The organism is Rhizobium sp. CFBP 8762 (assembly GCF_014841565.1).
Taxonomy (GTDB): domain Bacteria; phylum Pseudomonadota; class Alphaproteobacteria; order Rhizobiales; family Rhizobiaceae; genus CFBP-8762.
This window is the reverse complement of sequence record NZ_JACYUD010000001.1, coordinates 415,155-429,345: the sequence shown is the minus strand read 5'-3', so window position 1 is coordinate 429,345 and position 14,191 is coordinate 415,155. Positions and strand designations below refer to the sequence as shown.

Annotated in this window: 12 protein-coding genes; 7 read left to right on the top strand and 5 right to left on the bottom strand. The window is 57.2% G+C overall.

Translation table 11 applies throughout. The annotated features are described in order from the left end of the window. Nucleotides 1-114: 114 nt before the first annotated feature. The gene (locus IFT84_RS02040) at nucleotides 115-579 is read right to left on the bottom strand and encodes a plant virulence effector HPE1-like domain-containing protein (RefSeq protein ID WP_192116971.1); all 465 of its coding nucleotides are present in this window, start codon (nucleotides 577-579) and stop codon (nucleotides 115-117) included. A 92-nt stretch (nucleotides 580-671) separates the two neighbouring features. Then, nucleotides 672-1,934, bottom strand: coding sequence for a phosphoribosylamine--glycine ligase (purD, locus tag IFT84_RS02035; RefSeq protein ID WP_192116970.1), 1,263 nt, complete (start codon nucleotides 1,932-1,934; stop codon nucleotides 672-674). A gap of 134 nt (nucleotides 1,935-2,068) precedes the next feature. Here purD and ubiA point away from each other — a divergent pair, with 134 nt between their 5' ends. Then, entirely contained in the window at nucleotides 2,069-3,040 is a 972-nt protein-coding gene (gene ubiA / locus IFT84_RS02030; protein ID WP_192116969.1) for a 4-hydroxybenzoate octaprenyltransferase, read from the top strand. Here the strand turns inward: ubiA and IFT84_RS02025 are convergent. After that, on the bottom strand, nucleotides 3,037-3,609 hold the full coding sequence (locus tag IFT84_RS02025) for a DUF6101 family protein (protein WP_192116968.1): 573 nt from the start codon (nucleotides 3,607-3,609) through the stop codon (nucleotides 3,037-3,039). The two genes, ubiA and IFT84_RS02025, sit on opposite strands and share 4 nt — an antisense overlap. A 335-nt stretch (nucleotides 3,610-3,944) precedes the next feature. Between IFT84_RS02025 and IFT84_RS02020 the strand changes: the two genes are divergently transcribed. Continuing rightward, the gene (locus tag IFT84_RS02020) at nucleotides 3,945-6,140 is read left to right on the top strand and encodes a DUF1217 domain-containing protein (RefSeq protein ID WP_192116967.1); all 2,196 of its coding nucleotides are present in this window, start codon (nucleotides 3,945-3,947) and stop codon (nucleotides 6,138-6,140) included. On the opposite strand, the gene IFT84_RS02015 is transcribed toward IFT84_RS02020, so the two are convergent. After that, nucleotides 6,137-7,549 carry an FAD-binding oxidoreductase gene (locus IFT84_RS02015; protein ID WP_446737556.1) on the bottom strand — a complete coding sequence of 471 codons (1,413 nt, stop codon included), beginning with the start codon at nucleotides 7,547-7,549 and terminating at the stop codon, nucleotides 6,137-6,139. The genes IFT84_RS02020 and IFT84_RS02015 overlap by 4 nt on opposite strands. 12 nt (nucleotides 7,550-7,561) lie before the next feature. Then, the gene (locus IFT84_RS02010) at nucleotides 7,562-8,554 is read right to left on the bottom strand and encodes an L-threonylcarbamoyladenylate synthase (protein WP_192116965.1); all 993 of its coding nucleotides are present in this window, start codon (nucleotides 8,552-8,554) and stop codon (nucleotides 7,562-7,564) included. A 184-nt stretch (nucleotides 8,555-8,738) separates the two neighbouring features. Here IFT84_RS02010 and IFT84_RS02005 point away from each other — a divergent pair, with 184 nt between their 5' ends. From IFT84_RS02005 to IFT84_RS01985, 5 genes are all read left to right on the top strand, one after another. Then, nucleotides 8,739-9,983, top strand: coding sequence for an aromatic ring-hydroxylating oxygenase subunit alpha (locus IFT84_RS02005; RefSeq protein WP_192116964.1), 1,245 nt, complete (start codon nucleotides 8,739-8,741; stop codon nucleotides 9,981-9,983). 1 nt (nucleotide 9,984) lies between these two features. Beyond that, nucleotides 9,985-11,064 carry a hybrid-cluster NAD(P)-dependent oxidoreductase gene (locus IFT84_RS02000; protein WP_192116963.1) on the top strand — a complete coding sequence of 360 codons (1,080 nt, stop codon included), beginning with the start codon at nucleotides 9,985-9,987 and terminating at the stop codon, nucleotides 11,062-11,064. Nucleotides 11,065-11,165: 101 nt separating this feature from the next. Further along, on the top strand, nucleotides 11,166-11,663 hold the full coding sequence (locus tag IFT84_RS01995; RefSeq protein ID WP_192117556.1) for a BA14K family protein: 498 nt from the start codon (nucleotides 11,166-11,168) through the stop codon (nucleotides 11,661-11,663). A 111-nt stretch (nucleotides 11,664-11,774) separates the two neighbouring features. Next, nucleotides 11,775-13,430, top strand: coding sequence for an acyl-CoA dehydrogenase (locus IFT84_RS01990; RefSeq protein WP_192116962.1), 1,656 nt, complete (start codon nucleotides 11,775-11,777; stop codon nucleotides 13,428-13,430). Continuing rightward, the gene (locus tag IFT84_RS01985) at nucleotides 13,427-14,182 is read left to right on the top strand and encodes a crotonase/enoyl-CoA hydratase family protein (RefSeq protein ID WP_192116961.1); all 756 of its coding nucleotides are present in this window, start codon (nucleotides 13,427-13,429) and stop codon (nucleotides 14,180-14,182) included. The genes IFT84_RS01990 and IFT84_RS01985 overlap by 4 nt, the downstream gene beginning before the upstream one ends. The last annotated feature ends 9 nt before the right edge of the window (nucleotides 14,183-14,191 follow it).

Sequence of the window (14,191 nt, the reverse complement as noted above, 5' to 3'; positions counted from 1 at the left end):
AACATGCTTCAAAATGAGTAAAAAAAAGCCTGACACTCCAAACAGGGGTGTCAGGCTTTCTGCAATGTCTGCCAGGACTGGAGAAACTGGCAGTCTGATAATCATGATATAAGATCAGCTTTCCGGCAATTTTAGGATGCTGCTATCACCTTGTTGTGATGATGGCGTGTCCTCCGGTTTATTCTCGGCTTGAGCTTCGGCTTCGGCCTCGCGGACCTTGGCTTCGCGTTCCGCTTTCAGTGCTTCGGGATCGCGCGGCGGTTCTCCGGCGGCAATCCGTTGGGCTTCCGTCGGTTCACTCACATAGACTACGGGCGAGCCGCCCATCCATGCCTCTGTGCGCAAAACCTTGAGTTCACCGTTGATCCTGCGAACTTCAATTTTCTGTTGTCCCCGCGGAAGATCCGGCACCTTTTCGGCAGATGGCTCATCTGCCACCCTTACGGGTGGGCAGTGTTTACAGGTGATGGTTTCCACGCTGTTTCCGACCCGTTCGCCGGAAACAATGATCTCGATAGACGAAGCGCTGGCCATTTGAGCACTGCTGAGGCAGAGCAAGGCGATCCAAATTTTGCCCATCCAAAATCTTCTCAAGCCAATCTCCCGAAACCATCAGACACCGGAAAATTAGCATATGAGAATGTCGTTGTCGTGCTTTGTTGCGAACGCGGTTAACGATTGATTGCGCGCCAGCCAATATCCCGCCGCGCAAAACCGTTCTCCCATTTTACCTGATCCAGCAGGGCATAAGCCTTGTCCTTGGCTTCGCTCACTGTCGCCCCGCGCGCGGTGACATTCAGAACCCGGCCACCGGTCGCGACCAGTGTGCCATCCTTCAGCGCGGTCCCGGCATGGAAGATTTTTGCGTCCGTGCCGGTGTCCGGCAGATGGGCAATGGCTGTGTTTCTATCAAAGGTTGCGGGATAGCCCTTGGATGCCATCACGACAGTTAACGCAACATCATCGCTCCAGTTCGCTTTCACGCTATCGAGCGTGCCGGTCGCGGCAGCGTAAAGCAACGGCAGCAGATCGCCATTCAGGCGCATCATCAGCACCTGCGTTTCCGGGTCGCCAAAGCGTGTGTTGTATTCAATCAGCTCGGGGCCTCGTGCCGTGATCATCAGGCCCGCAAACAGCACACCGACGAAGGGATGCCCGCGCTGCGCCATGCCGGAAATGGTGGGTAGAATGATTTCGTCCATGGTGCGCTGTGTCATGGCATCGGTCATGACAGGGGCAGGGGAGTAGGCACCCATGCCACCGGTATTGGGGCCCGTGTCGCCATCGCCAACACGCTTATGGTCCTGCGCGGATGCGAGCGCCAAGGCATTGACACCATCGCACAGGCAGAAGAAGCTGGCTTCTTCGCCATCCAGAAACGCCTCGACGACCACTTCCGCGCCTGCGGCGCCAAAGGCGCCGTCAAAGCAATCGTCCACCGCCACCAGCGCTTCATCCAGTGTCATGGCAACGGTCACGCCCTTGCCAGCGGCCAGCCCATCGGCCTTGATAACGATGGGCGCGCCTTGTTCCTGCACATAGGCACGGGCCGCTGCGGCATCGGTAAACCGCTGGTACGCGCCGGTCGGAATGTTGAACTCCGCGCAGAGATCCTTGGTGAACCCCTTGGACCCTTCGAGCTGCGCCGCTGCCGCCGAAGGCCCGAACACCGCAATATCAGCCGCGCGCAGCGCATCGGCAATGCCAGCGACCAGAGGGGCTTCCGGCCCCACGACCACGAAGGTGACGCCGTTGTCCCGGCAGAAAGATACCACGGCAGCATGGTCGTCCGTATCGAGCGCAACCAGCGTGGTGCATTCGCCAATGCCGGGATTGCCCGGTGCGGCGTAGAGCGTGGTCAACAGGGGTGATTGCGCAAGTTTCCAGGCCAAGGCGTGCTCACGTCCGCCGGAACCGATCAACAGAACTTTCATCAGGCAACCCCTTCTTCACGATCGCTTGCACACGATCGTTGGGGCGTTAAGGCGAAGATGTCTAAACGTCAAGTGAAACGGGCAATTTGGCGCGATCCGCTTGACCGGATGCAGGCGCGGCGGCAAACAGAGGCATGAGCAACAGTCAGTCCGATCCGTCCGATTCTGGCCGCGTGTATGACGCGCCTTCCGATACTTTCGTTTACCGGGCGCTGCCCCGCAGCCTGTGGCCCCATGCGCAACTGGCCCGCTGGGACAGACCCATCGGCTGGCAGTTGTTGATGTGGCCCTGCTTCTGGTCGGCAGCGATGGCTGCCAATGTTGCCGCGCAGATGGGCGTCTTCTCAGGCGCAACCTTCCTCTGGCATCTGGCGCTGTTTTTCATCGGCTCGGTGGCGATGCGCGGTGCAGGCTGCACCTATAATGATCTGATCGATCATGATATCGACAATCAGGTTGCGCGCACGCGCTCGCGCCCGCTGCCAGCGGGCCGCATCACACGCTGGCATGCCAAGCTGTTCATTCTGGCACAGGCGCTGGTGGGGCTGCTGGTGCTGCTCCAGTTCAATTGGTTTACCGTTGGTCTTGGTGTTTTCTCGCTGGTGTTTGTCGCCGTCTACCCCTTCGCCAAACGCTTTACCGATTGGCCGCAATTCTTCCTCGGGCTGGCGTTTTCATGGGGCGCGCTGATGGGGTGGGCCGCCACGTTTGGCACCGTATCTCAGGCCTCCGTACTGCTGTATCTTGGCGCGATTGCATGGACCGTGGGCTACGACACCATCTACGCCTATCAAGATGTAGAGGATGACGAACTGATCGGTGTGCGCTCCACGGCCCGCCGTTTTGGCGACAGGCCGAAGCCATGGCTGATCGGCCTGTACGGGCTGACCATGCTGCTGTTCCTATTAGCCTTTGTCGCGGCAGGATTGGGCATGGTTGCCTATCTCGGCCTTGGTATTGCCGCTGGTCTGCTGGCCTACCAGATTGTGGTGCTGGATATTCGCAATCCTGCCCAGTGCCTGCAATTGTTCAAGTTCAACCGCGTCGTTGGGCTGATGATGTTCATCAGCCTTTTGATCGCGTTAATTATCCGGTTGGCAGCTTAGTTACGGGCGATGATTTCGCGCCCGTCGATTTTCATTTGCACGCCCAGTTTGCCGGTGGTGCGACGCACCAGAAAGCGCGGGCGACGCTCTGCAAAATAGGAGTGGCGGCGGCGTGGCTTGACGCGCGCCGTGCGCACATCACCCAGATGCTCTTCCAACGGACGGGCAACGCCGTCGGCTTCCACCATCAGCATGGGAATCTTGTAGGCATCCGACCAGGAGCGCCAGTCGGCGGCAATGTCGGACAAATCATGCGCAACCAGCAGCGGCACACAGAGGTCCGGATCCTCATGGTGCAGTTCCAGCGTCACTGTCACAGCGCCGTTGCCGTGGTCGATGGCGCGGGCGGCGACACCGAGAAAAGCGCGCGGCGGCAGCGCAATTGACAGCGGCAGACCGCTTGTTGGCAGAACCTTGCGCAACACTGCGCCGCGTGTGTCCAGGCAGATCGAGACATGTCCGGTAGCGGTATCATAGCTGATCTCATGGGGAAAACGCTTTGGATCAAGGCGGAGCGTGTTATCGGCCCATGTTGGTTTGACGGCCGGTTTGGTGACGGTGTTCAACATATCATATGCCCTTGTTTTACCCTGTTGCCACGCATTGTCCGGGCGAAAAAGCTATGCAGCTTTTTCTGGAAATGCTTGAGACTGGCTGAACCAGTCTTCATGTCGGGACTTTTCGTCCTCTGATAGCCTCACAATAGGCACCGCCCCTTCCAGAGCGCTTAAAATTTGCGGTTAAGAAAATCCTGCATTTGCTGATGGTTAGCGAAGTCCAACCCGTCAGGGTTTCCAAGTGGTGAAGCGCGCATCAAGACTTTATTAAGGGGTTGCTTAGATAGGTTGGGGCAAGGCGGGCGCAGTATGCTCGTCTCGACTTGTTGACACGGAGACGCCACGGCATGGTTTCGACCTACGTATCTTATATGAATATCACCGCGAACATGCCGACGAGCTTGGAGCGCGTGGGGAAAGACCCAATTGTAGCGCGCGACATAGCTTATTACAGAGAAAACATAAGTTCGGTCACAACAATCGATGAATTTATAAACAACGACCGCCTCTACAGCTATGCGATGAAAGCGCACGGCCTCGAGGAAATGACTTATGCAAAGGGGTTGATGCGCAAGGTGTTGGAGAGCGACCTGAACGATCCGACCAGCTATGCAAACAAATTAACTGACGAGCGTTACCGAAACTTCGCAGCAGCATTCAACTTCACTGCTTCTACTAAGTCCGTTCAAAACGATGTTCAAATAGAGAAACTAATCGGTCTTTACAGCGAGAATTTCGAGCGAATACCTGAGCGCAACGCGATTGAAACCTATTACTTCAAAGAAAAAGTCGATGAGATAAAATCAGTTGATGGGCTTTGGGGCAACCAGCGTCTACGCGAATACGCGCTCATTGCATCTGGAATGACACCCGGCGCTGTAAAATACGTGTCCTACGACTACTTCAGGGCAGCTTTAACGAGTGATCTGAACGATCCGGACAGCTTCGCTAACAAAGAAGGATATTCTGCGTTGAAGCTGGCGAAATTGTTCAATTTTGATGCTGACGGCGGCATTAAGACGGGTGAAAAACCTCAAACTGATGAACAGAAGAAGGAGGCAAGCGAGCAATATGTTATTAATTCCAGTGATCGCATCACACGCGATGAGGCAGCGCTGAACAATATCTATTTTCAGCAACAAGTTGACGGGGTAACCACTGTAGACGAAATCGTTAGTGACAGACGTTTGGTCGACTATATCAACGTTGCGGCCGGTCTCAGCAACCCTATAAATAAAGAAACAATTAAGCAGATACTGACCGCCGATCCCAATGAAGTTGGCGGAATTATAGACTTGGCTAAGCCGGACGTTAAAGAAACATATAGGTGGATTAACGCACAGTTTAATTTCGACCGAGAAGGCAACGTCAAACCTGGCGGTGTTCAGTCAGCAGCACAGCGCCTCAATGTCGATAACCGATACAATTCAAAATATGACGATGCCGACGTGAAGCGGGACGAGCTGGCAATCAAACTCTATAAAAGCGCGATGACAGGGGTTGAGACACTCAAACAATTGTTGGGTAATCCGCTGATCTTGAAAGTGGCGCTGAGTGCTCACAATTTAGATTACGAAACGGCATCGAATTATAAACTTCAAAAAGTACTGACAAGCGATTTATCTGACCCAAAAAGCTATGTTTATACACTGAAAGACGCACGTTATGTTGAACTGGCTAAATCGTTCAACTTTGAAAGCGACGGGAAAATGGGTAGGCCGTTGTCGGCGCAATCTGCGATCGAAGTCACAGCGATCACAAACAAGTATATGTCTGAAAAGGTTCGTCATCTAACGGGTTCAGAAAGAAGAGAAGCGAAAGACAAAGCGGAAAAAGAGATCGAGTTTTATAAGAAAAAAATTGATACGATAACATCGCGTACCGATCTGCTGTCCGATAAGCGCCTTGTCTCGTTCATGCTGACTGCCAATGGATTTGACCCGGAGGCTGTGACAACTGATTTCCTGGGAAAAATATTCACATCCAATCTTGACGATCCATCAAGTTTTGCCAACCAGCAAACCGATCCGCGCTATCGGACGATGGTCACGTCTTTCAACTTCAACACCAAGGGTGAAGTTGTTCGTCCTCAAGATAAGGGAGTACAGTCGTCTCGTGGCTATTACGAGACGATGGACCTGTATCTTCGGCAAACCCTGGAGGAGCAAAGCGGGGAAGATAGCGAAGGTGTTCGTCTCGCACTTTATTTTGAACGCAAAGCTTCCAGCATTAGTTCTGCGTATGATATCATTGCAGACACTCCGCTAATGGAGGTTATTCGTACCGTTTACAATATTCCGGAAGAAATCAAGGCTGCCGAGGTCGAGGCACAAAAGGCCACCTTGGATCATCTTATCGATATTAAGGATTTTCAGGATCCAGAAAAGCTAGAGGGTTTTTTGAAACGTTTCGCGGCGCTTTATGACGTTGTCAACGAAGCTAGCACTGCACCATCGTTGAGCATCATGTTGGGCGCGGGCGCCGCTGGTGGCATCAGCGCTGATACGCTGATGACCATGTCGCGGTTGAGATACCGTCTCTAAACTTTCAGCACCTTGCCGGGGTTCATGATTCCGGCTGGGTCGAACGCGTGTTTGATACGGTGCATCAGGTCGATTTCGATGGCGGAGCGGACCTCGGCGAGTTCGTCCCGCTTCAACTGGCCAATGCCGTGTTCGGCGGAAATCGAGCCGTTGTAGGATAGCACAATGCCGTGCACGATGGTGTTGATTTCGTGCCAACGCGCCAAAAATGCCTGTTTGTCCGCTCCCACCGGCTGGGAAATGTTGTAGTGAATATTACCGTCACCCATATGGCCGAAGGCGCAGATTCGCGCACCGGGAATGGCCGCCACCACAGCCGCATCGGCCTCGTGCATGAAGGCGGGAACGTTTGCCACCGGCACGGAAACATCGTGCTTGATCGAGCCACCCTCCGGCTTTTGCGCGGGCGACATGCTCTCGCGCATATGCCACAGAGCCTTTGCCTGGGTATCGTTGGCCGCGATAACAGCGTTTTCCACCAGACCTGCGGCCATGGCCTGTTCCAGAAGCGACAGCATCATGCGCTCCGCAGTTTCAGCGGAATTGGAGGTCGAAATATCGATCAGCGTGTACCACGGATGCACGGTGTCCATGGGATCACGAACGCCGGGAATATGCCGCGTGGTAAACTCCACGCCCAGACGCGGCATCAGTTCAAATCCGGTCAGCGCGCCACCACACAGGCTCTGCGCCATGTCAAAAACGGCAAGCGCCGCCTCTACGCTGGCAACGCCCGCAAAGGCAACCTGATGGCCCAGGGGTTTGGGAAACAGCTTGAGCACCGCGCCGGTAATCACACCGAGCGTACCCTCGGCACCTATGAAGAGATCGCGCAAATCATAGCCCGTATTGTCCTTTTTCAACTTGCGCAAGCCGTTCCAGATGTCTCCGGTGGGCAGAACCACTTCCAGTCCCAGACACAACTGGCGTGTATTGCCATAGGCCAGCACCGCCGTTCCGCCCGCATTGCTGGATAGATTGCCGCCAATGCGGCAGGAGCCTTCCGAGCCAAGCGACAGCGGAAAAAGCCGGTTGACACTGTCCGCCGCTGCCTGAATATCCGCCAGAATGCAGCCCGCATCCGCTACGATGACATTGCCGACCGGATCGATCTCACGGATACGGTTGAGCCGCGTCAGCGATAGAACAAGATCGCCCTTGCCCTCGCGCGGAATTTGCCCGGCCACATGGCCGGTATTCCCGCCTTGCGGTACAATGGCCGTGCCAGTTTCACTGGCGAGTTTCAAAATGGCAGAGACCTCCTCCACCGTTCCTGGCCGCAGAACCAGCGGGGTTGTGCCGTGGTACAGGCCACGGTTTTCCACCAGATAAGGCGCAATGTCAGCCGCGTCCGTCAGCGCGTGTTCGGCTCCGACGATCGCTGTGAAACGGGCAATGACGTCGTTCATTGACATATCCTTTCAGGAACGAGGCGCACTTGATGGGCGAGGTGCGCTGGCGCGCTCCAGCCGGTCGCGAATGGCTTCGCCCAGTCCATGGGCAGGAATGGGGCCAAATGCGATTGCACGCGCGCCGCTAGCATCGGCCCTCTTCATATAGCCAAACAGGTTGGCGGCAGCCTCGCGCAGATTGCCGGTCGGGCTCAGGTCCAGCACCAGCCGAGCGGCGCTCTCGCCGGGCAGGGGAGTGCCGCCAAACCGGATCAGGGCCTCATCTGCTCGCACATCTGCTGCGTTGAGCCGCACCCGTGCCACGGGCGCATAGTGGGAGGCAAGCATTCCCGGCGCTTCGATGATGGCACCGGCGCTTGCCGGGCGCTGCGCCGTCAGGCCCGTGGCGGCTTCGATCTCCGCCACATCCAGCCCGCCGGGGCGCAGCAGGTGGATCACACCGTCTTCCACTTTCAGAATGGTCGATTCCAGACCCACGGCACAGGCCCCGCCATCCAGAATCAGGGTCAGCTTATCGCCAAGATCGGCCTCCACATGGGCGGCGGTGGTGGGGCTGATGGCGCCGGATGTGTTGGCACTCGGTGCCGCCAACGGTTTTTTGAAATGCGCAATCAGCGATCCGGCAAAGCCCTGCGGTACGCGCACACCCAGCGTATCAAGCCCTGCGGTACAGAGCGCATGAACGTCGCTATCGGTCTTCAGAGGCAAGATCAGCGTCAGCGGTCCGGGCCAGAAGTGTTCAGCAAGCGTGCGGGAGACAGGATCGAAAACAACATGGCGCTCGGCCATGGCAAGGTCGGCCATATGGGCAATCAGAGGATTGAAGCGCGGCCGCCCTTTGCATTCGTAGATGCGTGAAACCGCCTGCGCACTGGTCGCGTCGGCGGCGAGGCCATAGACGGTTTCAGTCGGAATTGCGACTGGAAAACCCGCGCCAAGCACGTCCGATGCCGCTTCCAGCGCTTGAGCCGCGTCGCGCGCGCTATTGATGATGGTGGCCATAGCGTTTCCTTGATCGAAACGGGTTTGATGTCAAGTCGCATGGGTGTCGTCAATCACGAATCCGATGTCGTTAACCGGCGTCTGGAAAGACAGGCGCGGTGGTTAGATGGTGGCAACAACGGCAATAAACAGCCGAGCGGGAACGGGCGAAGTGATCAACTGTCGCCAGATGCGAGGACATGATATGGATATTCGCACAGACGTATTGCGCAAGCTGAAAAGCCGCCGCACAAGCCACAGCCTGGAGCAGGCCTTTTACACCGATCCCGATGTCTACAAGGTCGATATGGACCTCATCTGGTATCGCGACTGGCTGTTTATCGGGCATGATTGTGAGGTGGCCCGCACCGGCAATTATTTCACCGTGCAGGTGGGGGATTACCCCATTGTCGTGACACGCGATCGTCAGGGCACCATTCGCGCCTTTCACAATTCGTGCCGTCATCGCGGCTCACGCGTCTGCACGCAGAACAAAGGTTCGGCGGCAAAACTTGTCTGTCCCTACCACCAGTGGACCTACGAATTGGATGGCCGGCTGTTGTTTGCACGCCAGATGCAGGCTGATTTCGATCCGTCGCAGCACGGGTTGAAGCCGGTGCATTGCGAAAGTGTCGGCGGCTATATCTTTATCTGCCTGGCAGACGAACCGGCGGATTTTGCGCCCTTCCGCCAGATGATGGAACCATACTTCCTGCCCCACAAACTGAGTGAGGCCAAGGTCGCCTTTGAAAGCACGATTGTCGAGAAAGGCAACTGGAAGCTTGTCTGGGAAAACAACCGCGAGTGCTATCACTGCGCCGCCAACCACCCGGAACTGTGCCGCACCTACCCGGAAGCACCGTCTGCCACCGGCGTGCAGGGGGCAAAGGACGATCCTGAGATTTCCGGCCACTGGTCGCGCTGTGAGGCTGCGGGCTTGCCCAGCGAGTTTCGCATGTCGCCATCCGGCCAGTTCCGCGCGGCGCGTATGCCACTGATCAACGGTGCGGAAAGCTACACCATGTCCGGTCGCCCGGCGGTCAACAAGCTGTTGGCCCCCGATGTCACCGAGCGCGAAATCGGCACGTTGCTGCTGTTCCATTACCCGTCAACCTGGAACCACGTGCTGACGGACCATGCCATCACATTCCGCGTGCTGCCGCTGGGGCCGGAACTGACGCAGGTCACCACCAAATGGCTGGTCAACAAGGATGCTGTTGAAGGCGTGGATTACACGCTGGAAGAACTGACCCATGTGTGGACTGAAACCAACGATCAGGACCGCCGCATCGTGGAGGAAAACGCATTCGGCATCCGCTCACCCGCTTACGAGCCGGGGCCGTATTCGGAAGATCACGAGGGCGGCGTCATGCAGTTCGTCGAGTGGTACACCAATTTCATGGAGGATCGTTTGCAGGGCGAACGCAGCCCGCTGTTCCGGGTTGCCTGATATGACTGCAAGCACGGTTTTCCGCCATTTTGATGAGTTGCAGCCGTGGAGTGACCGGCAACATCGGCTGGAATGCATATCCATCACGGCGGAAACGCCCGACGTGATGACATTTACCTTCAAGTCAGACCGGATGAACTGGTTTCGTTATCTGCCCGGCCAGTTCATCACGCTGGAAATTCCTACCCGGCCAGAGCCGGTCATGCGCACCTACACGCTGTCGTCCACGCCGTCGCGGCCATTTTCGGTGGCGGTCACGGTCAAGGCACAGGCTGGCAGCATCGGCACGCGCTGGCTCTTCGATAATTTAAGGGTCGGCATGACGCTGAAAGCGTTCGGCCCGCTCGGAGACTTCACGCTCGCCAAACATCCGGGCGAAAAATATCTGTTCATTTCCGCAGGCAGCGGCATTACCCCCATGGTCTCGATGACCCGGTGGCTGGCTGATTGCGCGCCGCAAACGGATGTGGCGTTCGTAACCTGCGCGCGCGGTCCAAACGATCTGCTGTTTCGATCTGAACTGGAAGGCCTCACCGGGCATATGCCCAATCTGTCACTGGGCTTCATCGTGGAAAGCCACACGCCGCGCGCGCTCTGGCACGGCCTTCGCGGGCGTATCGACGGCGCGAAACTGTTGATGTTGGCGCCAGACTTTGCGGGGCGCACGGTGTTTTGTTGCGGTCCGGCCCCGTTCATGAATGGCGTGCGTGACATGCTGGCCGCTGCCAATTTTGATATGAGCCGGTATCACGAGGAAAGCTTCCAGCCGGTCGTGCCAAATTCGGACGAGGTCAATATTGCGCCCGGCGATACCGAGGCCGCAACCACGCTGACCTTTACGCTGGCTGGGAAAGACGTCAAATGTCCCCCCGGCCAAACCATTCTTCAGGCTGCACGCGGTGCCGGTGTGCGCATCGGGGCGGCGTGTGAGGGCGGCTTGTGCGGCACCTGCCGCATTCTGAAACTTTCAGGCGATGTGGAAATGAACCACAATGGTGGCATTCTCGATGATGAAATCGATGAAGGTTATATCCTCGCCTGCTGCTCACGCCCGCTGACGGATGTGCAGGTGGAAGTGTAAGCCGTTACAGGCTTTGCTGTCGTTTTCGGCAAAAGCGGAACTTTTAGGCGTCAAATGCATTTCCAACCCGAAGATACAAAGGTTGGGAGATACCCATGACAATGAAATCAAAGATTTTTGCTGCTGGCATGTCGCTGGTTTTTATCGCTGGTTCGATCATGCCTGCACAGGCATTCACACCCGTTGTGAAATCTGAATCCGCACAGTCCGGTTCGCCGATGGTGGTGCAGGTACAGGGCGAAGACAACAGCTACCGCTGGCGTCATGACCGCCGCTTCGACCGTCGCGAGCGTTTTGATCGTCGGGATCGCTTTGACCGCCGTGATCGTTGGGACCGCCGCGACCGTTATGGATATTACAACGGCCACCGAGGCTACCGTGATCGTCGCCCCGGCTACCGTCATCACAATGGCTACTGGTTCCCATTGGCAGCGTTTGGCGCCGGAGCATTGATTGGTGGCGCTGTGAACTCCGCACCGCGTGATCGTGTTGATCAGCATTCGACATGGTGCCTGAATCGTTACCGGTCTTACGATGTGCGCAGCAACACGTACCAGCCAACGAATGGCCCACGCCGCGCTTGTGTATCCCCTTACTAAGCCGCACAATTTCTCAAAAAAGGCCGGAGCGAAACCTCCGGCCTTTTTCGTTGTCCGTATTGACGTTTACGTAAAAATACGTAGGTTTTAAGAGGACGGGAGGGAGGCTCGATGTACAAGGCACCGGTTGACGATATTCTTTTCACGCTCACCGCTATCGCTGGTTTCCCTAGCCTGCTGGACCAGCGTTTCCCGGATCTGGATGCAGATACCGCAGCCGCCATTCTGACAGAGGCGGGCCGCTTCGCGTCCGACGAGATTGCGCCGCTTGCCGCCATTGGCGATGCGCAGGGCGCGCGGTTGGCGGAGGGCGAGGTGCGTGTGCCGGATGGCTGGGCCGATCTTTACCACCGCTGGATCGCGGGCGGCTGGAATGGCTTGACCGCGCCGGAGTCTTTCGGCGGGCAGGATTTGCCGCATATGTTGAATGTGGCAGCGCTGGAAATGTGGAACAGCGGTGCCATGGCGTTTGCGCTCTGCCCCACGCTGACCATGGGTGCCGTGGAAGCGCTGGACAAGCATGGGTCAGAGCAACTCAAGGCGCTCTATCTCGCCAAAATGGTGTCCGGCGAATGGACCGGCACCATGAACCTGACGGAGCCGCAGGCCGGGTCCGACCTGTCGCAGATCAAGACCCGCGCCGAGCGCCACGCCGATGGCAGTTACCGCATTTTCGGACAGAAAATCTACATCACTTGGGGGGATCACGAGGTCACCGATAACATCGTGCATCTGGTGCTGGCGCGCCTTGCCGATGCACCGGAGGGAACGCGCGGCATCTCGCTGTTTCTCGTGCCCAAATATCTGCTGAATGCAGATGGGTCGCCGGGCATCCGCAACGATCTCCTTTGCCATGCGCTGGAGCATAAGCTTGGCATTCACGCGTCGCCCACCTGCACGATGATTTTTGGGGATGAGCAAGGCGCTGTCGGCTATCTCATCGGTGAGGAAAATCGGGGCCTTGCCTGCATGTTCACCATGATGAACAATGCGCGGCTGGCGGTCGCCATGCAAGGCGTCGCCATTGCCGAAGCGGCTACGCAAAAAGCGCTGGCCTTTGCGCAGGAGCGCCGCCAGAGCGGGCAGGCCATCGTCCATCACCCGGATGTGGCGCGTATGCTGCTGACGATGAAGGTGCTGACTTTTGGTGCCCGCGCCATCTCCTACGCCTGCGCCCACGCCATCGACAGCGGCCATGGGGACCGCGCCGGCTTGCTGACCCCCATTGCCAAGGCCTTCGCCACCGATATCGGCGTGGAGGTTGCGTCTCTCGGCATTCAGGTCCATGGCGGCATGGGGTATGTGGAGGAAACCGGTGCTGCCCGCCTGCTTCGCGATGCGCGCATTGCCCCGATTTATGAAGGCACCAACGGCATTCAGGCCATTGATCTTGTCACCCGCAAGTTGCCGCTTTCCGGCGGCGAGGCCGCGCGCGGCTTTATCGCGGAGTTGCGCGCCGTCTCGCAACGCACAGAGCTGACCGCCGCACTGGATCACCTCACCGAGGCGACCGAATGGCTGTTATCCGCCTTGGAAAGTGGGCAGCGGGACGCTGCGCTCTTTGGCGCGACGCCGTATCTGCGTCTGTTTGGGCTGACATTGACAGGGATCTATCTCGCAAAGGCAGCGGATGTCGATGCGAACCGAAACGGGCTCTACACCTTCTTTGCCGCCAATCTGCTGCGTGAAACCTCAAGCCTGAGCCACAGTGTCATCCACGGCGCAGACGATCTTGCCGCCGCTTTGTCAAGTCTGGAACCCGCATGACTGACTTCATCAAAATTGAACACCCGGACGAGCATCCCGGCGTTGTCATTATCCGTCTGAACCGCCCGGATAAGAAGAACGCCATTTCCACCGATATGTACCGCGCGATGACGCACGCGCTTGAGCACGCCAATGAAGACGACGCCACCCATGTGGTGGTGTTTCTGGGGTCGGAAACCTGCTTTTCCGCCGGTAACGATATTGCCGATTTCGTTGGCTTTGCGCAAAGCGGCACGATGGATGATGCCGCCATCACCTTTCTGAAAGCGCTGGTGCAGGCGCAAAAGCCGCTTCTCTCCGGTGTGGCGGGCATCGCCGTTGGCATTGGTCTCACCATCCATCTTCATTGTGATCTGACGATTGCCGCCTATGAAACCGTCTTTCACGCGCCGTTTGTGGATCTGGGACTGGTGCCGGAAGCCGCCTCCAGTCTGCTGGTGCCGCGTCTCATGGGCCATCAGCGCGCCTTTGCCCTGCTGGTTGCCGGAGAGCCATTTGATGCGGATGCGGCTTTGCAGGCCGGGCTTGTCTTTCGGCTGGAGCACGCCGAAAGTGTGGAAGCGGAAACGCTGAAACTGGCCAGCCAACTGGCTGCCAAGCCGCCACAAGCGCTGCGTGCCGCGCGCGCTTTGTTGCGGGGCGACATCGCCCCCGTATTGGCTCGCATGGATGCGGAAATCGCAAGCTTTACCGAGCGTTTACAAAGTGATGAAGCGAAAGCGGCATTTCAGACATTCTTAAAAAAGGTCTAGGAACCAACA

Bases quoted from the DNA above. Each gene is read 5' to 3' on its own strand.
- IFT84_RS02040 (WP_192116971.1), bottom strand. From the start codon at position 579: ATGGGCAAAATTTGGATCGCCTTGCTCTGCCTCAGCAGTGCTCAAATG.
- purD (WP_192116970.1), bottom strand. From the start codon at position 1,934: ATGAAAGTTCTGTTGATCGGTTCCGGCGGACGTGAGCACGCCTTGGCC.
- ubiA (WP_192116969.1), top strand. From the start codon at position 2,069: ATGAGCAACAGTCAGTCCGATCCGTCCGATTCTGGCCGCGTGTATGAC.
- IFT84_RS02025 (WP_192116968.1), bottom strand. From the start codon at position 3,609: ATGTTGAACACCGTCACCAAACCGGCCGTCAAACCAACATGGGCCGAT.
- IFT84_RS02020 (WP_192116967.1), top strand. From the start codon at position 3,945: ATGGTTTCGACCTACGTATCTTATATGAATATCACCGCGAACATGCCG.
- IFT84_RS02015 (WP_446737556.1), bottom strand. From the start codon at position 7,549: ATGAACGACGTCATTGCCCGTTTCACAGCGATCGTCGGAGCCGAACAC.
- IFT84_RS02010 (WP_192116965.1), bottom strand. From the start codon at position 8,554: ATGGCCACCATCATCAATAGCGCGCGCGACGCGGCTCAAGCGCTGGAA.
- IFT84_RS02005 (WP_192116964.1), top strand. From the start codon at position 8,739: ATGGATATTCGCACAGACGTATTGCGCAAGCTGAAAAGCCGCCGCACA.
- IFT84_RS02000 (WP_192116963.1), top strand. From the start codon at position 9,985: ATGACTGCAAGCACGGTTTTCCGCCATTTTGATGAGTTGCAGCCGTGG.
- IFT84_RS01995 (WP_192117556.1), top strand. From the start codon at position 11,166: ATGAAATCAAAGATTTTTGCTGCTGGCATGTCGCTGGTTTTTATCGCT.
- IFT84_RS01990 (WP_192116962.1), top strand. From the start codon at position 11,775: ATGTACAAGGCACCGGTTGACGATATTCTTTTCACGCTCACCGCTATC.
- IFT84_RS01985 (WP_192116961.1), top strand. From the start codon at position 13,427: ATGACTGACTTCATCAAAATTGAACACCCGGACGAGCATCCCGGCGTT.